Origin of the sequence: Thermus neutrinimicus, assembly GCF_022760955.1 — a bacterium.
In the GTDB taxonomy this organism is placed as follows: Bacteria; Deinococcota; Deinococci; order Deinococcales; family Thermaceae; genus Thermus; species Thermus neutrinimicus.
The window spans coordinates 86,386-106,567 of the sequence record NZ_JAKTNU010000002.1; the positions used below are offsets into that span (position 1 = coordinate 86,386).

Sequence of the window (20,182 nt, forward strand, 5' to 3'; positions counted from 1 at the left end):
TCCTTACTCGTAGGGCAGCAGGAGCTTGATCCGCTCCGCCTCCACCTGGGCCAGGGCAAACTTCCGCCCCTTCTGGCGGATGGTCTTCCCAGACTTGTGCCAGTTGAGGTGCCGCTTTCCGGTCTTCATGGCCACCACCTCGCCCGAAGCGGTCACCTTCACCCGCTTCTTGGCGCCCTTATGGGTCTTCATCTTCGGCATATCCTTCCTCCAAGCCCTGGGAAGCGCCCCGGACCGGGGACTTGCAAGCTCCCCAAAGCCCTCACACTATACCAGAGGCGGGTGAAAAGGTCCAGACAGGGGACCGCTTTAGGCTGAGACCTTGGCCGGGGCCAAGAGCATGTTCATATCCCGGCCTAAGAGCTCGGGCTTCATCTCCACCACGGCCAGGCCCTTTAGGTCCTCGGCCACCCGTTCCAGAAGCCTTTCGCCCAGCTCGGGATGGCTCATCTCCCGTCCGCGGAACATGATGGTGACCTTGACCTTGTGGCCTTCGGCCAGAAAGCGCTTGATATGGTTCAGCTTGGTCTGATAGTCGTGGTCGTCGATCTTGACCCGGAACTTGATGGACTTCACCTCGGTGCGCTTGGCCTTTTTGCGGGCCTCCTTCTCCGCCACCTGCTGCTCGTAGCGCCACTTGGAGTAGTCCATGATGCGGGCCACGGGAGGGTCGGCGGTGGGGCCCACCAGCACCAGGTCCAGGTCCTGCTCCTGGGCCAGGCGCAAGGCCTCCCGGGTGTCCATGATGCCCAGCTGCTGCCCATCGGCTCCGATCACCCGCACCTGCCGTGCGCGGATACGTTCGTTAACCAGGTACTCCTTTATCTACACCACCTCCTAGCCCGCGGGCTCTCCCTGCATGGCTTGCGGGCTAAGGGGAGTGTAGCAGGAAAAGGCGGGCGCCTACAATGGGGGCATGGTCCAGGTGGAGAGAGGCCGGATCTATCGGATCTTCCTCAACGATCCCGACCGCAGAAACCCCCTTTCCCCCCAGATGGTGGAAGGGCTTTTGCAGGCCCTCGAGGAGGCGGAGCAAGACCCCGAGGCCCGGGTCCTGGTCCTTTCCGGCCGGGGAAGCGCCTTCAGCGCCGGGGCCGACCTGGCCTTCCTGGAGAAGGTGACAGAGCTTGGCGCTGAGGAAAACTACCGCCACTCCCTCTCCCTGATGCGCCTCTTCCACCGCCTTTACACCTTCCCCAAGCCCACGGTGGCCGCGGTGAACGGCCCGGCGGTGGCGGGCGGGGCGGGTTTGGCCACCGCCTGCGACCTGTTGGTCATGGACCAGGAGGCCAGGCTGGGCTACACCGAAGTGAAGATCGGCTTTGTGGCCGCCCTGGTCTCCGTGATCCTGGTGCGGGCCGTGGGGGAGAAGGTGGCCAAGGACCTCCTCCTCACGGGCCGCCTGGTGGGGGCGGAGGAGGCCAAGGCCCTGGGCTTGGCCAACCGCATCGCCAAGCCCGGCAAAGCCCTGGAGGAGGCCTTAGGCCTGGCGGAGGAGCTGGCCAAGAATGCCCCCACCTCCTTGCGCCTCACCAAGGAGCTCCTCCTCGCCCTGCCGGGGATGGGCCTCGAGGATGGCTTCCGCCTGGCCGCCTTGGCCAACGCCTGGATCCGGGAGACCGGGGACCTAAGGGAGGGCATCCGGGCCTTCTTTGAGAAGCGGCCACCCAGGTTTTGAAAAGGGCCACCTTGGGACCAGACTCTGAGGGCCAGGCAAGGGCTATACTCCCCTATATGGGCCTTGTTCCCCCCTGTTTCATCACCGAGATCGTGGAGAAGGACCTGCGGGAAGGGAAGTACAAAAAGCTCCTTACCCGCTTCCCCCCGGAACCCAACGGCTATCTGCACATCGGCCATGCCCGAAGCATCGTGTTGAACTTTGGCCTGGCCCTGGACTACGGAGGCGAGTGCAACCTGCGCTACGATGACACAAATCCGGAAACGGAAAAGGAGGAGTACGCCCGGGCCATAGAGGAGGACGTGCGCTGGCTGGGCTTCACCCCAGATAGGGTCCTATACGCCTCCGATTACTTCGAAATCATGTACCGGTGCGCCCTGGAGCTCATCCAGGAGGGCAAGGCCTACGTGGACGATCTCTCGGAAGAGGAGATGAGCGAGCTCAGGGCCCAGGGAAAGCCAAGCCCTTACCGGAACCGGAGCGTGGAGGAAAACCTGGAGCTCTTTGAGAGGATGCGCCGGGGGGAGTTCCCCACGGGGAGCCGGGTCTTAAGGGCTAAGATCGACCCCGCCCACCCCAACTTCAAGCTCCGGGACCCCGTGCTCTACCGCGTCGTCCATGCCCCGCATTACCATGCGGGGAACCGCTGGGTCATCTATCCCCTTTACGATTACGCCCATCCCCTCGAGGACCTCATCGAAGGCGTCAGCCACTCCCTTTGCACCCTGGAGTTCGAGAACAACCGGGCCATCTACGACTGGGTGATCGAGAACCTGAAGGGGAAGTGCGGCCTGTCCGAGTCCCCAAGGCCCTACCAGTACGAGTTCGCCCGCCTGGACCTCACCCACACGGTGCTCTCCAAGCGAAAGCTCATCCGGATGGTGGAGGGAGGCTTGGTCACGGGCTGGGACGACCCCAGGCTTCCCACCCTAAGGGCCTTGAGGCGGCGGGGGGTGCGCCCCGAGGCCATAAGGGAGTTCGTGCGGCGCACGGGCATCTCCCGCCACGAGGCCCGCATCGAGATGGAGCTCTTTGAGGAGGTGGTGCGGGATGACCTGAACCCCATCGCCCCCAGGGTCTTGGGGGTTTTGGAACCCCTAAGGGTGGTCCTCACCAACTACCAGGGGGAGGAGTGGCTGGAAGCCCCTTACTGGCCCAGGGATATCGGCAAGGAGGGCACCAGGCCCCTGCCCTTCTCCCCGGAGCTCTTCATCGAGCGCTCGGACTTCAGCCTCAACCCCCCCAAGGGCTGGAAGCGCTTTGCCCCGGGGCAAAGGGTGCGCCTAAGGCACGCCTACGTGGTGGAGCTGGAAGACGTGGTGGAGGAAAACGGGGAGGTGAAGCTCCTCAAAGCCCGGGTCGTCCCCGGCACCCTGGGAGCCAACCCCCTAGACGGCATCAAGCCCAAAGGGGTCATCCACTGGGTTTCCGCCCGGCACGCCCTGCCCGCGGAGTTCAGGCTTTACGGCAGGCTTTTCCTGACCGAAGACCCCGAGGAGGGCGGGGATTTCCTGAAGAACCTGAATCCAAAGGCCCTCGAGGTCAAGCAGGGCTTCATGGAACCCAGCGTGGCCCAGGACCCACCGGAGACCCGCTACCAACTGGAAAGGCTGGGTTACTTCTGGCAGGACCCGGTGGACTCCCGCCCAGGGCGGCTGGTGATGAACCGCATCGTGCCCCTCAAGGAGGGCTACCGGCCCCAGGAGGGGGGCTAAAGCCCCAGGCTCACCCCCACCGCTGCCCCCACCCCGAAGCCCGCGTTGGGAACCAGGTAAAGGGTGGGGTGCACCTCCACATAGACCCCGACAAGGGGCAAAGGCAGGTTCAACCAGGTGCCCAAGACCGCCCGTAGACCCCCCTGGCCCCGGGCATCCTGGGGCAGGGTGAGGGCCGGCCCCGTGCCGTAAAACCCCCCGAGGCCCAGGTAGAGATCGGTGAGGGGAAGCTTAAGAAGCAGGTCCGCCCCACCGCCCAGGGCCTCGAGGCCCATGCCCCCATACACCCGCCCGTCCAGCAGGAGGGGCAACAGGGGAAAACGCAACCCCCCCTGCACCCCAAAGGGGCTTCCCAGGCTCACCTCGGCCCGCTGGGCCAGACCCAAAGCCGAAACCAACAAAGCCGCCACCAGCCACCTACGCATGCCGAACCTCCTCCAAAAGCGCCTCCACCCGGGCCATCCGCGCCCGGTGGGCCCCGGGTTCGTAATCCACCAGGATCCCATCCACCTGGAGCATCCCCAGGGCCCTGAGGAAGGCCTCCTTTAGGGAACGGGTCTCCAGGGCGCTCACCCGCATCCCCAGCTCCGGATGGCGGGCCAGGAAGGCCTGGGCCAAGGCCTCGGTGGTCCAGATGCCGGAAAGCCTCTGGCCCAGCACCTCCAGAACCAAATGCTCCCCAGGCTCCCCCTCCAGGATGTACCAGGGCCCCGAGAGCTCCATCCCCCGGCATAATACCCCTGGTGAGGCTGGACCGCTACCTGGTGGAACAGGGCCTGGCGGAAAGCCGGGAGAAGGCCCAACGGCTCATCCAATCCGGCCAGGTGAAGGTGGCCGGGCAGGTGGTGACCAAGCCCGCCCACAGGGTGCCCCAAGGGGCCCAGGTGGAGGTCCTCTCCCCGGAGCGGTACGTGGGCCGGGGGGCCTACAAGCTCCTGGGGGCCCTCGAGGCCTTCCCCATCGAGGTGAGGGACAAGGTGGCCGCGGACATCGGGGCCAGCGCCGGGGGGTTCACACAGGTGCTCCTGGAAAGGGGGGCCCGGCGGGTCTATGCGGTGGACGTGGGCAGGGATCAGCTCCACCCCCGCCTAAGGGAGGATTCCCGGGTGGTGAGCCTGGAAGGCCAAGACGCCCGCACCCTGGTCCTTCCCGAACCCGTGGACCTGGTGGCCATGGACGTGTCCTTCATCTCCTCCACCCTGCTTTTGCCCAAGGTGAGGGAACTCCTTAGGCCGGGAGGCGAGGCCCTCGTCCTGGTCAAGCCCCAGTTTGAGCTGGGCCCTGGGGTGCACAAGGGGGTGGTGCGGGAGGAGATCCAGCGGCAAAGGGCCCTGGCCCGGGTGCGGGAGAAGGCCCGGGAGCTGGGCTTTCAGGTTCTGGGGGAAAGGGAAAGCCCCTTGCCGGGGAAGGAGGGAAACCGGGAGTTTTGGCTTTGGCTTAAGGCCCCTTAAGCCACTCCTCAGCGATCTGCACGGCGTTCAGGGCGGCTCCCTTTAGGAGCTGATCCCCCACCACGAAAAAGTCCAGGCCGTTGTCAAAGGCCAGGCTCTTGCGGATCCTGCCCACCTCCACGTCCCACTTGCCGCTGGCCGTGAGGGGCATGGGGTAGCGCTTGGCCTGGGGCTCGTCCACCACCTCCACCCCGGGGGCCTGGGCCAGCACCTCCCGGGCCGCCTCCGGGGTGACGGGCCTTTCAAACTCCACGCTCACCGCCTCGGCATGGGCCCTTAAGGTGGGGACCCGCACCGCGGTGGCGCCAATGCGGATGGAGTTGTCCCCGAAGATCTTGTGGGTTTCCCACACCACCTTCATCTCCTCGCGGGTGTAGCCGTTTTCCTGGAAGGCGTCGATGTGGGGGATGACGTTGAAGGGCAGGGGGTGGGCGAAGACCTCGGCCACAGGGGCTTCCCCATGCAAGGAGCGGTGGGTTTCCCGGAGGAGCTCCTCCATACCCTTGGCCCCAGCCCCGCTGGCCGCCTGGTAGGTGGCCACGATGACCCGCTTGGCCCGAAACGCCCGGTGCAGGGGCCAAAGGGCCATGGCCAGGATGGCCGTGGTGCAGTTAGGGTTAGCGATGATGCCCTGGTGCTGGAAGATCCTTTCCCGGTTCACCTCCGGCACCACCAGGGGCACCTGGGGCTCGTAGCGCCAGGCGCTGGAGTTATCGATCACCAAGGCCCCCCCTTGGGCCCAAACAGGGGCCAGGGCCTTGGAGAGGGACCCCCCGGCGCTGGCCAGCACCAGGTCCACGGGCAATGGCCCCTCGGGAAGGGGTTCCACCGAGATGGCCTCCCCCCGGAAGGACATGGCCTTGCCCAAGGAGCGGGGGGAAGCGTAGAGCCTTAGCTCGGTTAGGGGAAAGTTCCGGGCCTCGAGGACCTTCAGGATCTCCTGCCCCACGGCCCCCGTGGCCCCCACCACGGCTACCCTCATCCTCTCTCCTCCTTACCTCCTACCCACAAACCCACCTTACCTCCCTCTCCCCAGGGCTCGCGGTTCATCTCTCCCTCCAGGGGTAGCGGGCCCCAGGCAAAAGGTACCCTCTCCTCCCACGATAGCAAACGCTTTGCGGGAAAACCGGCCCCTCGGGGGCCAGGACCTCCCCTCCCCAAAAGCCCGAAAGGCAGGCGCTCCTCTTTCCGGGGCTCGAGCCCACCGGTGGCCTCCCCTACCACCTGAGCTTTTCCCGCAAAAACCCCTCCAGCTCGTCCACGTGAAGCCGGATCTGCTCCATGGTGTCCCGGTCCCGCACGGTGACCGTATCCTTCCACCTGGTGGTCCCATCCTTGCTCTGCCCGATGGTGTCGTAGTCCACGGTGATGGCGAAGGGAGTCCCCACCTCGTCGTGGCGGCGGTAGGCTTTGCCGATGTTGCCGGTGTCCTCGTAGAGGATCCGGCCCAAGCCCAGGGCCTGGAGCCTGGCCTTAAGGCCTTTGGCGTACTCGGTGATCTCCGGGCGGTTCTTAACCAGGGGGATGACCGCCGCCTTGATGGGGGCAAGCTGGGGCTTTAGCTTTAGGACAATGCGCTCCTCCCCATGGGGAAGCTCCTCCCGGGTGAAGGCCTCCGCCAAGAGGGCCAAGACCCCCCGGTCCACCCCGGCAGAGGGCTCGATCACGTAGGGGACAAACCACTTGCCGGTGTCGGGATCGCGGTAGGCTAGGCGGGCAATGGAGTGCTCGTTCCTAAGCACCCGGGCGGTGATGCCAAGCTCCTCCTGGTCCTTGGTGTGGCTTCCCAGGTCAAAGTCCGTGCGGTTGGCGATCCCCTCCAGCTCCTCGAGGCCATGGGGGAAGCGGTAGAGGATGTCCACCGTGGCCTTGGCGTAGTGGGCCAGCTCCTCGGGGGGCTGCTGGTAGGGCACCAGGTTCTCCCGGCTTAGGCCCATCTCCTGCCACCACCGAAGCCTTTCCTCCACCCAGTAGCGGTGCCAGTACTCGTCCTCCCCCGGGCGGACGAAGTACTCGATCTCCATCTGCTCAAACTCCCGCACCCGGAAGATGAAGTTCCGGGGGGTGATCTCGTTGCGGAAGGCCTTGCCGATCTGGGCGATCCCGAAGGGAAGCTTCCGGCTCGTGCTGTCCAGGACGTTCTTGAAGTTCACGAAGATGCCCTGGGCGGTCTCCGGGCGCAGGTAGGCCAAGGAGGCCTCGTCCTCCACCGGGCCCACGTGGGTCTTGAACATCATGTTGAAGTAACGGGGTGGGGTCCAGTCCCCAGGCTCCGAGGTGGCAGGGTCCAACACCCCGGCGGCGGTCATGGCCCCCCCGGCCCTCTCCGGGGCCTGCATCATGGCCTGGACCAGGCCGTGGAGGTTACCCTCCTCCACCTCCATGGCCCGGTAAAGCCTCCCCAGCACCTCCTCGGGCTGTTCCTTGAGGAGGTGGTCCAAGCGGTAGCGCTTCTTGCTGATGCGGTTATCCACCATGGGATCCGCGAAGGTGGCCTCGTGCCCGGAATAGTACAGGACCAAGCGGTGGGTGAGGACGCTGGCATCCAACCCCTCCATGTCGTCCCGCTCGTAGACATTCCTTCGCCACCAGGCCTGCTTCAGGTTGTTCTTGAGCTCCACCCCCAAAGGACCGTAGTCGTAGGTCCCCTGGAGGCCCCCGTAGATCTCGGAACCCTGGAAGATGAACCCCCTCCGTTTGCAAAGCGCCACCAGTTCGTCAAGGCTAGTCGCCGGCATCGTCCCTCCCGAAAGGGGGCCTAGCCCCCGGTTACAGGGCATCTTACCGGATGCCGGGCCCTTTTGCTCCCATCAAGAGCCTCCCCCTGGGCCAAGGTAATCCCGGGCGCAAACCCCCGCACCGGCCTCCTTTAGGCTAGAATGTGGGTTGAGGGGAGCATGAACAGGTACGACGATCGCGCCAGGCTGGTTTTCCACTACGCAAGGGAGGAGGGGAGCCGCTTAGGCCACTCCATGATCGGCCCAGAGCACCTCCTCCTGGGCCTGATGCGCGAGGGGGGTACGGCGGCCCGCATCCTCCAGGAGTACGGGGCGAGCCTCGAGGCCATGCGCCGCATGGTGGAGGAGCTGGTGGGCCGCGGCGAGGGGAGCCGCACCGGAGAACCCCCTGCCATTACGCCCAGGGCCAGGCGGGTCATGGAGCTGGCCAGCGCCGAGGCCCGCAACATGGGGGCCCCGGTGATCGGCACCGAGCACATCCTCCTGGGCATCATCCGAGAGGGTGACGGGATCGCCTACCGCATCCTCTCCCACTTCGCCAAGGATGTGGACGCCATCCGCTGGCGCATCCTCTCCATGGCGGAGGGCCGGGAACGGGAAAAGCCGGTGAACACCCCCTTCCTGGATGAGTACGGCCGCGACCTCACCAAGGAAGCCCGGGAGGGCAAGCTGGACCCCGTGATCGGCCGGCAGGAGGAGATCAACCGGGTGATCCAGATCCTGGCCCGGCGCACCAAGAATAACCCCGTCCTCATCGGGGATCCTGGGGTGGGCAAGACCGCCATCGTGGAGGGGCTGGCCCAGGCCATCGTGGAGGGCCGGGTGCCCCCCATCCTCAAGGGTGCCCGGGTGGTGGCCCTGGACCTGGCGGGGGTGGTGGCGGGCACCAAGTACCGGGGGGAGTTTGAGGAGCGCCTCCGCCAGATCATCGAGGAGCTCAAAAACGCCAAGGTCATCGCCTTCATCGACGAGCTCCACACCCTGATCGGGGCCGGTGGGGCCGAGGGCACCCTGGACGCCGCCAACATCCTGAAACCCGCCCTGGCCCGGGGGGAGATCCAGGTGATCGGGGCCACCACCACCGGGGAGTACCACCGCTACATCGAAAAGGACGCTGCCCTAGAAAGGCGCTTCCAGCCGGTGATCGTCCTGGAGCCTTCCCCGGAGGAAACCCTGGAGATCCTGAAGGGCCTCCGTCCCCGCTACGAGGCCCACCACGGGGTCATCATCCCCGACGAGATCCTGGACCTTGCGGTGAGGATCGGGATCCGTTCCCTCCCTGGCCGCAACTTCCCCGACAAGGCCATCGACCTGATTGACGAGGCGGCGAGCCGGGTTCGCCTGAACGCCTCCCTGGGCCTCCCCGTGGCCGAGGAGGAGGACGGGACCCCCATGGTAACCCGGGAGGACATCGAGGCGGTGGTGGACTCCTGGGGCGGGATCTACGTGGACGACAAGGACGACGAGAAGCTCATGCGCCTCGAGGAGGAGCTAAGGAAGCGGGTAGTGGGCCAGGAGGAGGCCATCCGCGCCCTGGCCAGCGCCTTGAGGAGGGCCCGGGTGGGCCTGGGGGGCCGGACCCGGGTGGCGGCCAGCTTCCTCTTCGTGGGGCAAAGCGGCGTGGGCAAGACCCAGCTGGCCAAGGCCCTGGCGGAGGTGCTCTTCGGTTCGGAGCGGGCCCTCATCCGCTTTGACATGTCCGAGTTCCAGGAGCCCCATTCCATCTCCAAGCTGATCGGGGCCCCTCCCGGCTACGTGGGCTACGAGCAAGGGGGCCGGCTCACGGAGGCGGTGCGCCGCCAGCCCTTCAGCGTGGTGCTCCTGGACGAGATCGAGAAGGCCCACCCCGACGTGTACAACACCTTCCTGCAGGTGCTGGACGAGGGCCGCCTCACGGACGGGATGGGGCGCACCGTGGACTTCCGCCGGGTGATCCTCATCATGACCTCCAACACCGGCTATAACGTGGGCCCGGCCATCGGCTTCACCAGCAAGGAGGTGGACACCGAGTCCCCCCTCAAGGCCCTCTTCACCCCCGAGTTCCTGGACCGGCTGGACGAGGTAATCCGCTTCCGCCCCCTCACCGAGGAGGAGCTGGTCCAGGTGGCCCGGATGATGCTGGAGGAGATCCAGAAGGAGCTCCAGTCCCGGGACATCACCGTGCGCTTCGCCCCCGAGGTGGCCCGCTTCGTGGTGGAACAGGCCCCCAAGACAGGAAGCGCCCGGGCCATTCGGAGCATCATCCGCGAGCGCATCGAGGACCCCCTTTCCCTGGCCCTCCTCAAAAAGCCCACCGGCCACCTCTACGTGAACGTGGAGGAAGGGCACCTGGCCTTCCACGAGGTGGAGGGCGAGGAGCTTTTGGTCTAGATGCCCCCCGGAACCCTTAGGCCCGGCCTCCTCCTTCCGAGGGGGCGGCTTTTTCTTGGGTTCCTCGAGGCCTAAGCCCATGGCCAAGACCTCCTATACCTGCGTGGAGTGCGGCTACCGAACCCCCAAGCCCCTGGGCCGTTGCCCCTCCTGCGGGGCCTGGGGAAGCTTTCAAGAGGTGGCCCCTTCCCCGGCCCCAAGGGGGAGGAAGCCGGACCCAGAAACCCCCTCCCTGGTGGCCTTGTCCCAGGTGAAGGAGGCCGAGGAGAAACGCTTCTCCTCGGGTCTTTCCGAGGTGGACCGGGTGCTGGGCGGGGGGTTCGTGCCGGGGGAGGTGGTCCTCCTGGGGGGCGAACCGGGGGTGGGCAAGAGCACCCTCCTCCTGGAACTGGCCAAGCGCCTGGAGAAACGGGTGTACTACCTGGCGGGGGAGGAATCCCCCGCCCAGATCAAGCTGAGGGCCAGAAGGCTGGGGGTAAAGGAGCTGCTTCTCCTCAAGGAAACCCGCCTGGAGCCCCTCCTAACCCTTTTGGGGAGGGAGCCGCCCGAGGTGCTCTTTGTGGATTCCATCCAGACCATTGAGGCCGGGGGAAGCCCGGGGAGCCTGGTGGCGGTGCGGGAGGCCACCCATGCCTTCGTACGCCTGGCCAAGGAGGAAGGCATCACCACGGTTTTGGTGGGCCACGTGACCAAGGAGGGGGTGGTGGCGGGGCCCAAGAGCATGGAGCATGCGGTGGACGCCACCCTTTACCTGGAAACCGCTGGGGTTTACCGGGTCCTAAGGAGCGCCAAGAACCGTTTCGGTCCGGTGGGGGAACTGGGGGTTTTCCGCATGGAGGAGGAGGGCCTTAAGGAGGTGCCAAACCCCTCCGAGGCCTTCCTCCTGGAAAGGCCTTTAGGGGTTCCGGGAAGCGCCGTGGCGCTGGCCCTGGCAGGGGAAAGGGCCTTGGCCCTCGAGGTCCAGGCCCTGGCCGCCAAAACCCCCTTCCCCGCCCCCAGGCGCGTGGTCCAGGGGTTGGACCCAAGGCGGGTGGACATGGCGCTGGCGGTTCTGGAAAGGCGGCTTGGCCTGCCCCTTGGAGCCTTAGACATCTACGTGAACCTGGCCGGGGGGTTAAGGGTGCTGGACCCCGGTCTGGACCTGGCCGTGGCGCTGGCGGTGTATTCTGCGGTGGTGGGCAAGGCCCTGCCCCCGGACCTGGCGATGGTGGGGGAGGTGGGCCTTCTGGGCGAGGTGCGGAGCGTGATGGGACTGGAAAGGCGGCTTAGGGAAGGGGAACGGGCGGGGTTTTCCCGCATCCTGCACCCGGGCAACACCAAGGCCCTCAAGGAAGCGGTGGAGCGGTATTTGGGATGAGTTCCCCACTTCTTTTTTATCTGCTCTTCGCCCTTTTGGGCTACCAGCTGGCGGTGGGCCTGGAGAACCTGGGGCTTCTTCCCCGGTCGGCGGGCCTCCTTTCCCTGAACCGCCTTTACCTGACCCTGGCGGGCTTCCTCACCGGGGTTCTTTTGGCACCCCGCCTCGAGGCCCTCCTGGAAAAACGCCTGCAACGGTTGCGGGAGCTTCCCCCGGAGGTGCCCGTGGCCCTGACCCTAGGGGCCACCCTGGGCCTCCTCTTTACCGTTCTCCTCACCAGCCTCCTTTCGCAAATCCCCGGGTTTTCCCCTTACCATAGCCTCTTCTTAGCCCTTTTCCTGGTGGGGCTTTTCGCCTATCTGGCCTTGGGCTACAAGGACTATCTGCGCCTTCCCCAAACCCCCCACCGCCCCCAAGGGGGCAAGGTGCTGGACACCAGCGTCCTGGTGGACGGAAGGGTAGCGGAGGTGGCGGCCACGGGTTTCCTGGAAGGCCCGCTTTACGTACCCCACTTTGTGCTGAAGGAACTCCAGCACTTCGCCGACAGCCCCGACCCCCTCAGGCGGGCCAAGGGGAGGCGGGGGCTGGAGACCCTGGAAAGGCTTAAGGAGGTAGCCCACCTGGAGGTGCTGGAGGACACCCCCAAGGGGGAAAGCGTGGACGAAAAGCTCCTCTTCCTGGCCCGGGACCTGGGTGCTGCCCTGGTGAGCAACGACCTCGCCCTTCTGCAGATGGCCAGGATCTACGGGGTCAAGGCCCTTTCCGTCCAGGCCCTGGCCCAGGCCCTCCGCCCCCAGCTCAAGGTGGGGGATACCCTTAGGCTCCTCATCCTCAAGGAGGGCAAGGAGCCCCACCAGGGGGTGGGCTACCTGGAGGATGGCTCCATGGTGGTGGTGGATGGGGGGATCCGCTACCGGGGGCAGGAGGTGGAGGTGGTCATCACCCAGGCCATCCAGACCCAGGTGGGCCGCCTCTTCTTCGCCCAGCCTGCCGCGGAGGCCCAAAGCTAATGGCTGAGGGACCAGGGGCTTATAATGCCTAACGGCCTTGGCCGGCCAAGGAGGTGGAAAGCTTGAACCTGCACGAGTATCAAGCCAAGGAGATCCTGGCCCGTTATGGGGTACCGGTGCCCCCCGGCAAGGTGGCCTACACCCCCGACGAGGCCAAAAGGATCGCGGAGGAGCTGGGCAAGCGGGTGGTGATCAAGGCCCAGGTGCACGTGGGCGGGAGAGGCAAGGCCGGGGGGGTGAAGCTGGCGGACACCCCCCAGGAAGCCTACGAAAAGGCCCAAGCCATCCTGGGGATGAACATCAAGGGCCTCACGGTGAAGAAGGTCCTGGTGGCCGAGGCGGTGGACATCGCCAAGGAGTACTACGCTGGCCTCATCCTGGACCGCTCCCAAAAGCGGGTGGTCCTCATGCTCTCCAAGGAAGGGGGGGTGGACATCGAGGAGGTGGCGGCGGAACGCCCCGAGGCCATCCACAAGTTCTGGATTGACCCCCATAAGGGCTTCCGGGCCTTTGAGGCCCGGGAGATGGTGAAGCGGGCGGGCCTCGAGGGCAACCTCAACAGGCTGGCCCAGGTGCTGGTGGCCCTCTACCAAGCCTACGAGGGGGTGGACGCCTCCATCGCCGAGATCAACCCCCTGGTGGTCACCACCGACGGCCAGATCATAGCCGCCGACGCCAAGATCGTCCTGGACGACAATGCCCTCTTCCGGCACCCCGAGCTGATGGAGCTACGGGAGATCGAGGCCGAGCACCCCCTGGAGGTGGAGGCCAGCAACTACGGCTTCGCCTACGTGAAGCTTCAGGGGAACATCGGCGTCATCGGCAACGGGGCCGGCCTGGTCATGTACACCCTGGACCTGGTGAACCGGGTGGGCGGCAGGCCCGCCAACTTCCTGGACATCGGGGGCGGGGCCAAGGCGGAGGTGGTCTACAACGCCCTCAAGGTGGTCCTCAAGGACCCCGACGTGAAGGGGGTGTTCATCAACATCTTCGGTGGCATCACCCGCGCGGACGAGGTGGCCAAGGGGGTGATCCGGGCCCTGGAGGAGGGGCTTCTCACCAAGCCCGTGGTCATGCGGGTGGCGGGAACCGCCGAGGAGGAGGCCAAGAGGCTTCTGGAGGGCAAGCCCATCTACATGTACCCCACGTCCATGGAAGCGGCCAAGGCCATCGTGGCCATGGTGGGAGGTGCGGCGTGATCCTGATTAACCGCGAAACCCGCGTCCTGGTTCAGGGGATCACCGGCCGGGAGGGACAGTTTCACACCCAACAGATGTTGGACTACGGCACCCGGGTGGTGGCCGGGGTCACCCCGGGGAAGGGAGGAACCGAGGTCTTAGGCCTTCCCGTTTACGACACGGTTAAAGAGGCCGTGGCCCAGCACCCTATTGACGCCTCCATCATCTTCGTGCCGGCGCCGGCCGCGGCGGACGCGGCCCTCGAGGCGGCCTACGCCGGCATCCCCCTCATCGTCCTCATCACCGAGGGCATCCCCACCCTGGACATGGTGAAGGCGGTGGCGGAGATCAAGGCCCTGGGAAGCCGCCTCATCGGGGGCAACTGCCCGGGCATCATCAGCGCCGAGGAGAGCAAGATCGGCATCATGCCGGGCCACGTGTTCAAGCGGGGCAGGGTGGGGCTTATCAGCCGCTCCGGCACCCTCACCTACGAGGCCGCCGCCGCCCTCTCCCAGGCAGGACTGGGCACCACCACCACGGTGGGGATAGGGGGTGACCCGGTGATCGGCACCACCTTCAAGGACCTCCTCCCCCTCTTCCAAGAGGATCCTGAGACCGAGGCCGTGGTCCTCATCGGGGAGATCGGGGGGTCCGACGAGGAGGAGGCCGCGGCCTGGATCAAGGAGAACATGAAGAAGCCCGTGGTGGGCTTTATCGGCGGCCGTAGCGCCCCCAAGGGCAAGCGCATGGGCCACGCCGGGGCCATCATCATGGGAAACGTGGGCACCCCCGAGTCCAAGCTGAAGGCCTTCGCCGAAGCCGGCATCCCCGTGGCCGACACCATTGACGAGATCGTGGAGCTGGTGAAGAAGGCCTTGGGCTAAAGGCCCACGAGGCCCCCACCCTGGCCCAGCCAGGGTGGGCTGCCTTTACACCCTATCCGTGGCCTTAGCCATCCAAAGAAGCCGCTCCCCGTGCTCCGGCCTCAGCTCCCCCGGGCGAAGCCGCCAGACCCAGTTGCCCGAGGGGCGCCCGGGATAGTTCATCCGGGCCTCGCTTCCCAGGGCCAACACATCCTGCACCGGGTAAAGGGCAAGCCTGGCCACCGACTTCATCCCCAGGTGCATGAGGGCCCAGGGGATCTCCTCTTCCCCGTGGAAACCGATCCCCCATTCCGCCAGGTAGCGGGCAAGGAAAGCCCTCTCGTGGGGGGTGGCGGTGCGGTACCAACCCAAGGTGGTGTCGTTGTCGTGGGTGCCGGTGTAGACCACCACCCGGCCGTGGGGGGGGTAGTTGTGGGGCAGAAAGGGGTTTTCCATCCCCCCGTCAAAGGCGAATTGCAAGACCTTCATCCCCGGAAGGCCAAACCGGTCCCTTAGGGCCTCCACCTCCGGGGTGATCACCCCCAGGTCCTCCGCCAGGATGGGCACGCGGCCAAAGGTTTCCCCAATCCTCTGGAAGAGCTTTTCCCCCGAGGCCTTCACCCAACGCCCCTCCACCGCCGTGGGGCAGGAGGCGGGGATCTCCCAGTAGGCTTCAAAGCCGCGAAAGTGATCGATGCGCACCAGGTGGAAAAGCTCCAGGGCCTTCCTAAGGCGCTCTATCCAGAAGGAGAATCCTTCCCTTTCCAGCACCTCCCAGCGGTACAGGGGGTTCCCCCAACGCTGGCCCGTTTCCGAAAAGTAATCCGGGGGCACCCCCGCCACCACCGTGGGCCTCCCTTCCCCATCCAGGTGGAACCACTCAGGGTGGGCCCAGACCTCCGCGGAGTCCTCGGCCACGAAGATGGGCATGTCCCCAATCAAGGAGAGGCCCAGGGCCTCCGCCTCCTCCCTAAGGGCCTGCCACTGCCGGAAGAAAAGCCATTGGGTCCAGGCGTGGAAGGCCACCTCCTGGGAAAGGGCCGACGCCGCCTCCCGTAACGCCCTTTCCTCCCGCAGGCGCAGGGGCATGGGCCATTGGTTCCAGGGAAGGCCCCGGTGATGGGCCTTCAGGGCCATGAAAAGGGCGTAGTCGTCCAACCAGCCCCTTTCCCGGTCCCAAAAGGCCTGGAAGGCCTCCTTTTCCTCCCGGCCAGCCCGTTCCTGGAAACCCCGGAAGGCCTCCCTGAGGGCCGGCCACTTCCAGGCGTAAAGCCAGCCGTAGTCCACCCGACCCTGGGGGAAACCCGGGTCCTCGAGGCGGAGGTACCCCACCTCCGCCAAGGGGCGGAGGTCTATGAGGTAGGGGTTCCCGGCAAAGGCGCTGAAGGCCTGGTAGGGGGAGTCCCCGTATCCCGTGGGCCCCAAGGGCAGAACCTGCCAGTAGCGGGCCCCGAACTCCCCCAGGAACCGAAGGAAGGCGAAGGCCTCCTCCCCCAGGACCCCGATCCCGTAAGGGCCAGGGAGGCTCGTGGGGTGCAGAAGTAGGCCGTAGGCGCGAGGAAGCTCCATGGGCCCAGTTTACCCCAGGTTTGGAAACCCTTCCAGGGCCTACCGGAGCCTAGGCCCGCCAGGCCCTGGGGAGCCGGCCTAGCCCACCCGGTTCCCCTTCTCGTCGTAGGTGTAAAACCCTCGGCCCGTCTTGCGGCCCAGAAGCCCCGCCTGCACCATGCGGCGAAGAAGGGGGGAGGGCCGGTACTTGTCGTCGCCAAAGCCCCGGTGCAACACCTCCATGATGGCCAAACAGGTGTCCAGGCCGATGAGGTCGGCAAGCTCCAGCGGCCCCATGGGGTGGTTCATCCCCAGGCGCATGACCCCGTCGATGGCCTCCTTGGTAGCCACCCCTTCCCTAAGGGCCTCTATGGCCTCGTTGATCATGGGCATGAGGAGGCGGTTGGAAACGAAGCCGGGGTAGTCCTGCACCTCGAGGGGGGTCTTGCCCATCCGCCTCGCCACCTCCACCACCACATCCCGGGTTTCCTCCGCGGTGAGCTCCCCCCGGATCACCTCCACTAGCCCCATGAGGGGCACGGGGTTGAAGAAGTGCATGCCGATGAAGCGCTCGGGCCTCCCCGAATAGCGGGCCAAGGCGGTGATGGGGATGGAGGAGGTGTTGCTGGCCAGGATGGCCTCGGGCTTCACCAGGCTTCCCAGGCGCTCAAAGAGGCGGCGCTTTTCCCCTTCGTCCTCCACGATGGCCTCCACGATGAGGTCCGCCTCCGCCAGGTCCCCCAGGACCACGGTGGTGCGGATCCGCCCCAAGGTGGCCTCGAGGTCCTGTGGGGGAATGCGACCCTTCTCCACCAGCTTGCTTAGGGAACGCCCGATGGCCTTTAGGCCCCTTTCCAGGAACGCTTCGGCCACGTCCACCAGCACCACCTCAAAACCCGCCTGGGCCGCCACCTGGGCGATGCCGCTTCCCATCTGCCCTGCGCCCACCACGCCGATCCGCTTTACCTCCATACCGGCACCTCGGGGGCTATTTTACGCCCCTAAGGTTCACCAAGAGGACGCCCAGAAGGGCCAAGGCCCCCCCCAGAAGGGACAAGGGGGAAGGCACCTCGCCCAGCCAAAGGTAGGCAATGAGGATGGCCAGCACCGGGGAAAGGTACAAAAGGCTGGACAGGCGGGAGGCCGGGGTGCGGGAAAGGGCATAGGTCCAGGTGAGGTAGGCCAGGGCCCCAGGGAAGATCCCCAGGTAAAGGGCGCTGAAAAGGGCTGGGCGTGGGGCGGTGACCAGGGCCTCCCCCATGCCCGGTAGAAACACCAAAAGGGGCAGGGTACCCAAGACCAGGGTGTACACCGTCATCTCCCGGCTGCCGTAGCGGGCAAAAAGGGGTTTCTGCCAAACGAAGTACAAGGAGGTGGAAAGGGCGGACAGCAGGATCAAGAAAGCCCCCGGGCTCAGGGACACCCCTCCCCCCTCGCCAAAGGCGATGAAGGAGGAGCCCAAGAAGGCCAGGAGAAATCCCCCAAGCCCCATGGGCCGAAGCCGTTCCCCCAGGAGGAAGTAGGAAAGCAGTGCGGTAAACACCGGCCCCGTAGCGATGAGGAGGCTCGCCGCCCCGGCGCTCACCGTAAGCTCCCCGTAGACCAAGGCGGTGTGGTACACGGTGATGCCCAAAAACCCCAGGAGGAAAAGCCGGGGAAGGTCCTCCCTTCTGGGGGGAGGGAGGCCCTGAAGCCGGGCGTAGAGGAGGAGGAGGGCGCTGGCCACCAGAAAGCGCAGGAGGACCAGGTGGCCTGGACCCAGGCCCTGTAACCCCGCGCGGATGCCCGCGAAGGCGCTGGCCCAGAAGAGGATGGTGAGGAGGGCGGCGGCCAGGGCCCTAGGTTCCATGAGGACCCACCAGGTAGTAAAGGCCTTGGCGCAAGAAACCCCTCTCCAAAAGGGCGTTTACCTCCTCAGCCCCCACCCTGCCCACCCGCTCCTTGATGGCGGAAAGGGAAAGGTAGCGGCCCGTGTACAGGTACTCCATCCCCAGGTGGAAAAGCCTCCCCATGGGGGTTTCCCCGGCGAAGACCAGGGCCGTGGCCAGGGGCGTCTTGGCCTTCTCCACCTCCTCCTCCCGCACCCCCTCGAGGACGATCCGGCCAAGCTCCTCCCTGAGGACGGCCAGCACCGCCTCCTTGTTGGCCGGGTCCGCCTGCACGTAGGCGTGAAAGAAGCCCGCCCGGTCCGCCTCCTCGTGGCCAAAGGAGGCCGCCTCGGCGAGGCCCGTGTCCACCAGGGCGAAGTGGAGCCGCCCCGAGCCCTCCTCCCCCAGGAGATGGGCCAGCACCTGGGCGGCAAAGCGTTCCTCCTCCTGGTAGCCCACCCCGGGGAAAAGGCCCACCAGATACAGGGCCCGGGCCTTCTCGTAGGGGTGCTCCTCCACCCCCTGGGCGGGGCTTAAGGGCGGGTAGGCCCTCCCCGCCTCCCCCACAGGCCAACCCTCTGTAAGCCGCTCCGCCTCGGCCACCAGGCCCTCAAAATCCACCTTCCCCGTGGCCGCCAGGACCATGTTTCCCGGAAGGTAGCGCCTCCCGTGGTACCGGGCCATCTGGTCCCGGGTGAGGGCCGTGATGCTTTCCACCGTCCCCAAGACGCTATTCCCCAAGGGGTGGCCCTGGAAGAACCGGGCCCGGGCCCAGTCGTAGGCCATGAAGCCGGGCCGGTCCTGGTAGCGGGCGATCTCCTCCAGGATCACCTTCTTCTCGGTGTCAAAGTCCTCCTGGCGCAAGGCGGGGCGCATGAGCCTGGAGAAGAGCTCCAGAAGGGGAAAGGCGAACTCCGGCAACACGGCCCCGTAGAAGACCGTGGCCTCCTCGGAGGTGAAGGCGTTGTACTGGGCCCCCATGCGGTCAAAGGCCAGGTTCACCGAAAGGGCGTCCATTCCCTCGGGGCCCTTGAAGACCATGTGTTCCAGAAAATGGCTGACCCCGCTCTCCTCGAGGGCCTCGTCCCGGGCCCCGGTCCTTACGAAATAGCCCAAGGCCACGCTGCGGGCCTCAGGAAGCACCTCAGCGATGACCCTCAGGCCATTCCTCAGCTCAGCCTCACGAAACATCGTCCACCTCGCCCAAAAGCCCCACCCAGGGGTTGCGGTAAGGATGCGCCCGCAAGAAGGCGTTCACCGCGTCAAGACCCGTGGCCTCTATGGCCCCTTCGATCTCGGAAAGGGGCCGGATCCGCCCCAGCATGTAAAGGTCCCGGACCATGGAAGCCGCCCGGCTCCGGATGGGCTCATCCGCCATCACCAAGGCGGTCCTCAGGCCCACCTTGGCCCGGGAAAGCTCCTCCTCCGTGACCCCCTCCGCCAGGCGTTCCATCTCCGCCAACATGACCCTCAGGGTTTCCCTGGCCCTCTCCTTGGTGGTTCCCCCGTAGGCCATGAGGAGGCCCTGGCCCTTAACCCCGGCGGGAAAGGCGCTCACCACGTAGACCAGGCCCCTTTTCTCCCGCACCTCGGTGAAGAGGCGGCTGCTCATGCCTCCCGAAAGCACCTCCAAGGCCAGCCTGGCCGCGTAAAACCAGGGGTCCTCCGGCCCCACATCGGGGTAGGCCAGGCCGATCTGCACCTGGGCCGTGGGGCGCTTGTGGGTAAAGGAATGGGGCTCCGAAAGAAGGGGGGGTGGGTAAAAGGCCTCCTCCCCCTCCCAGGCCAAAAGGGGCTCCACCGCCCCTAAAAGCCTCTCCCAGGAAACCCCTCCCGCCACCGCCAGGATCGCCCCCTTAGGGGTGTAGCGGCGCCCATAGTCCTCCCGCACCGCCTCAGGGGTGGCCCCCTTCAGGCCCTCCTCCTCCCCCAAGGGGTCCCGGCCGTGGGGGGAGAGGAAGACCCTTTTCCGGAGCTCGGAGAAAAGCTTCCTGGCAGGCTGGTCCTCCTGGGAGAGGAGGGCCTGTAGGGCCACGCTTCTCACCGCCTCAAAGCCCTCCTGGGGAAGCCATGGCCTAAGGAGCAGAAGGGCATAGAGCCGGAAGACCTCCTCCAGCACCTCCGGCAAAAAGGCCGCGGAAAAGAGGGTGTACTCCAGCCCCACCCCGCTTTGCCGCCTGACCCCCAAGGCGTCCAGGGCCTGGGCCAGGCCCCGGGCATCCAGCTCCCCCGCCCCCTTCCAAAGCCAGCCCTCTATGAGGGCGCTGGCCCCCAGTAGCCCCTCGGGCTCGTTCACCGCCCCGGCGGGCACCAGAAGCTGGAAGGCCACCCCGGGGTAGTCCCGCTCCTCGAGGGCCAGAAGGAGACCATTCGGCAGTCGCTCCACGCGGCTCACAGGCCTAAGGG

Annotated in this window: 19 protein-coding genes; 8 read left to right on the forward strand and 11 right to left on the reverse strand. The window is 66.2% G+C overall.

Translation table 11 applies throughout. The features are described from left to right. Window positions 1-3 precede the first annotated feature (3 nt). Window positions 4-201 (reverse strand): 50S ribosomal protein L35, encoded by a 198-nt coding sequence (rpmI, locus tag L0C59_RS02405; RefSeq protein ID WP_243089623.1) that lies wholly within the window; start codon window positions 199-201, stop codon window positions 4-6. Between the two features lie 108 nt (window positions 202-309). Beyond that, on the reverse strand, window positions 310-825 hold the full coding sequence (infC, locus tag L0C59_RS02410) for a translation initiation factor IF-3 (protein WP_081454909.1): 516 nt from the start codon (window positions 823-825) through the stop codon (window positions 310-312). A gap of 91 nt (window positions 826-916) precedes the next feature. Between infC and L0C59_RS02415 the strand changes: the two genes are divergently transcribed. Then, complete coding sequence (locus L0C59_RS02415) at window positions 917-1,678, forward strand: enoyl-CoA hydratase/isomerase family protein (protein ID WP_243089624.1); 762 nt, start codon at window positions 917-919, stop codon at window positions 1,676-1,678. Between the two features lie 56 nt (window positions 1,679-1,734). Further along, on the forward strand, window positions 1,735-3,393 hold the full coding sequence (locus L0C59_RS02420) for a glutamine--tRNA ligase/YqeY domain fusion protein (RefSeq protein ID WP_243089625.1): 1,659 nt from the start codon (window positions 1,735-1,737) through the stop codon (window positions 3,391-3,393). Here L0C59_RS02420 and L0C59_RS02425 read toward each other — a convergent pair. Then, on the reverse strand, window positions 3,390-3,818 hold the full coding sequence (locus L0C59_RS02425; protein WP_243089626.1) for a hypothetical protein: 429 nt from the start codon (window positions 3,816-3,818) through the stop codon (window positions 3,390-3,392). The genes L0C59_RS02420 and L0C59_RS02425 overlap by 4 nt on opposite strands. Further along, complete coding sequence (locus L0C59_RS02430) at window positions 3,811-4,116, reverse strand: DUF3234 domain-containing protein (protein WP_243089627.1); 306 nt, start codon at window positions 4,114-4,116, stop codon at window positions 3,811-3,813. The genes L0C59_RS02425 and L0C59_RS02430 overlap by 8 nt, the downstream gene beginning before the upstream one ends. A gap of 20 nt (window positions 4,117-4,136) precedes the next feature. Between L0C59_RS02430 and L0C59_RS02435 the strand changes: the two genes are divergently transcribed. Further along, window positions 4,137-4,844, forward strand: coding sequence for a TlyA family RNA methyltransferase (locus L0C59_RS02435; protein ID WP_243089628.1), 708 nt, complete (start codon window positions 4,137-4,139; stop codon window positions 4,842-4,844). Here the strand turns inward: L0C59_RS02435 and L0C59_RS02440 are convergent. Continuing rightward, window positions 4,831-5,826, reverse strand: a complete 996-nt coding sequence (locus tag L0C59_RS02440; RefSeq protein ID WP_243089629.1) for an aspartate-semialdehyde dehydrogenase — start codon at window positions 5,824-5,826, stop codon at window positions 4,831-4,833. The two genes, L0C59_RS02435 and L0C59_RS02440, sit on opposite strands and share 14 nt — an antisense overlap. 235 nt (window positions 5,827-6,061) lie before the next feature. Continuing rightward, window positions 6,062-7,582, reverse strand: a complete 1,521-nt coding sequence (locus L0C59_RS02445; RefSeq protein ID WP_243089630.1) for a glycine--tRNA ligase — start codon at window positions 7,580-7,582, stop codon at window positions 6,062-6,064. Window positions 7,583-7,741: 159 nt separating this feature from the next. On the opposite strand from L0C59_RS02445, the gene L0C59_RS02450 reads away from it, so the two are divergent. From L0C59_RS02450 to sucD, 5 genes are all read left to right on the forward strand, one after another. Further along, entirely contained in the window at window positions 7,742-9,952 is a 2,211-nt protein-coding gene (locus L0C59_RS02450; protein ID WP_243089631.1) for an ATP-dependent Clp protease ATP-binding subunit, read from the forward strand. A gap of 79 nt (window positions 9,953-10,031) precedes the next feature. Beyond that, complete coding sequence (gene radA, locus L0C59_RS02455; protein ID WP_243089632.1) at window positions 10,032-11,309, forward strand: DNA repair protein RadA; 1,278 nt, start codon at window positions 10,032-10,034, stop codon at window positions 11,307-11,309. Continuing rightward, window positions 11,306-12,319 carry a PIN/TRAM domain-containing protein gene (locus L0C59_RS02460; RefSeq protein ID WP_243089633.1) on the forward strand — a complete coding sequence of 338 codons (1,014 nt, stop codon included), beginning with the start codon at window positions 11,306-11,308 and terminating at the stop codon, window positions 12,317-12,319. Before radA ends, L0C59_RS02460 begins: the two co-directional genes overlap by 4 nt. 62 nt (window positions 12,320-12,381) lie before the next feature. Beyond that, the gene (sucC, locus tag L0C59_RS02465; protein WP_243089634.1) at window positions 12,382-13,518 is read left to right on the forward strand and encodes an ADP-forming succinate--CoA ligase subunit beta; all 1,137 of its coding nucleotides are present in this window, start codon (window positions 12,382-12,384) and stop codon (window positions 13,516-13,518) included. Further along, entirely contained in the window at window positions 13,515-14,381 is an 867-nt protein-coding gene (gene sucD / locus L0C59_RS02470; RefSeq protein WP_243089635.1) for a succinate--CoA ligase subunit alpha, read from the forward strand. Before sucC ends, sucD begins: the two co-directional genes overlap by 4 nt. A 45-nt stretch (window positions 14,382-14,426) precedes the next feature. Here the strand turns inward: sucD and malQ are convergent, their stop codons facing one another. From malQ to L0C59_RS02495, 5 genes are all read right to left on the reverse strand, one after another. Beyond that, a complete protein-coding gene (gene malQ / locus L0C59_RS02475; RefSeq protein WP_243089636.1) occupies window positions 14,427-15,929 on the reverse strand; it encodes a 4-alpha-glucanotransferase in 1,503 nt (500 codons plus the stop codon). 78 nt (window positions 15,930-16,007) lie between these two features. Beyond that, entirely contained in the window at window positions 16,008-16,880 is an 873-nt protein-coding gene (locus tag L0C59_RS02480) for a 3-hydroxybutyryl-CoA dehydrogenase (protein ID WP_243089637.1), read from the reverse strand. A gap of 16 nt (window positions 16,881-16,896) precedes the next feature. Then, window positions 16,897-17,757: a DMT family transporter gene (locus L0C59_RS02485; RefSeq protein WP_243089638.1), complete on the reverse strand. Its 861-nt coding sequence runs from the start codon at window positions 17,755-17,757 to the stop codon at window positions 16,897-16,899. Then, on the reverse strand, window positions 17,747-18,967 hold the full coding sequence (locus L0C59_RS02490; RefSeq protein WP_243089639.1) for a M16 family metallopeptidase: 1,221 nt from the start codon (window positions 18,965-18,967) through the stop codon (window positions 17,747-17,749). Before L0C59_RS02490 ends, L0C59_RS02485 begins: the two co-directional genes overlap by 11 nt. Beyond that, window positions 18,957-20,171 carry a M16 family metallopeptidase gene (locus tag L0C59_RS02495; RefSeq protein WP_243089640.1) on the reverse strand — a complete coding sequence of 405 codons (1,215 nt, stop codon included), beginning with the start codon at window positions 20,169-20,171 and terminating at the stop codon, window positions 18,957-18,959. The genes L0C59_RS02490 and L0C59_RS02495 overlap by 11 nt, the downstream gene beginning before the upstream one ends. Window positions 20,172-20,182 lie beyond the last annotated feature (11 nt).

Coding starts and splice junctions, on each gene's coding strand:
- rpmI (WP_243089623.1), bottom strand. CDS start 201: ATGCCGAAGATGAAGACCCATAAGGGCGCCAAGAAGCGGGTGAAGGTG.
- L0C59_RS02415 (WP_243089624.1), top strand. CDS start 917: ATGGTCCAGGTGGAGAGAGGCCGGATCTATCGGATCTTCCTCAACGAT.
- L0C59_RS02420 (WP_243089625.1), top strand. CDS start 1,735: ATGGGCCTTGTTCCCCCCTGTTTCATCACCGAGATCGTGGAGAAGGAC.
- L0C59_RS02425 (WP_243089626.1), bottom strand. CDS start 3,818: ATGCGTAGGTGGCTGGTGGCGGCTTTGTTGGTTTCGGCTTTGGGTCTG.
- L0C59_RS02430 (WP_243089627.1), bottom strand. CDS start 4,116: ATGGAGCTCTCGGGGCCCTGGTACATCCTGGAGGGGGAGCCTGGGGAG.
- L0C59_RS02440 (WP_243089629.1), bottom strand. CDS start 5,826: ATGAGGGTAGCCGTGGTGGGGGCCACGGGGGCCGTGGGGCAGGAGATC.
- L0C59_RS02445 (WP_243089630.1), bottom strand. CDS start 7,582: ATGCCGGCGACTAGCCTTGACGAACTGGTGGCGCTTTGCAAACGGAGG.
- L0C59_RS02450 (WP_243089631.1), top strand. CDS start 7,742: ATGAACAGGTACGACGATCGCGCCAGGCTGGTTTTCCACTACGCAAGG.
- radA (WP_243089632.1), top strand. CDS start 10,032: ATGGCCAAGACCTCCTATACCTGCGTGGAGTGCGGCTACCGAACCCCC.
- L0C59_RS02460 (WP_243089633.1), top strand. CDS start 11,306: ATGAGTTCCCCACTTCTTTTTTATCTGCTCTTCGCCCTTTTGGGCTAC.
- malQ (WP_243089636.1), bottom strand. CDS start 15,929: ATGGAGCTTCCTCGCGCCTACGGCCTACTTCTGCACCCCACGAGCCTC.
- L0C59_RS02480 (WP_243089637.1), bottom strand. CDS start 16,880: ATGGAGGTAAAGCGGATCGGCGTGGTGGGCGCAGGGCAGATGGGAAGC.
- L0C59_RS02485 (WP_243089638.1), bottom strand. CDS start 17,757: ATGGAACCTAGGGCCCTGGCCGCCGCCCTCCTCACCATCCTCTTCTGG.
- L0C59_RS02490 (WP_243089639.1), bottom strand. CDS start 18,967: ATGTTTCGTGAGGCTGAGCTGAGGAATGGCCTGAGGGTCATCGCTGAG.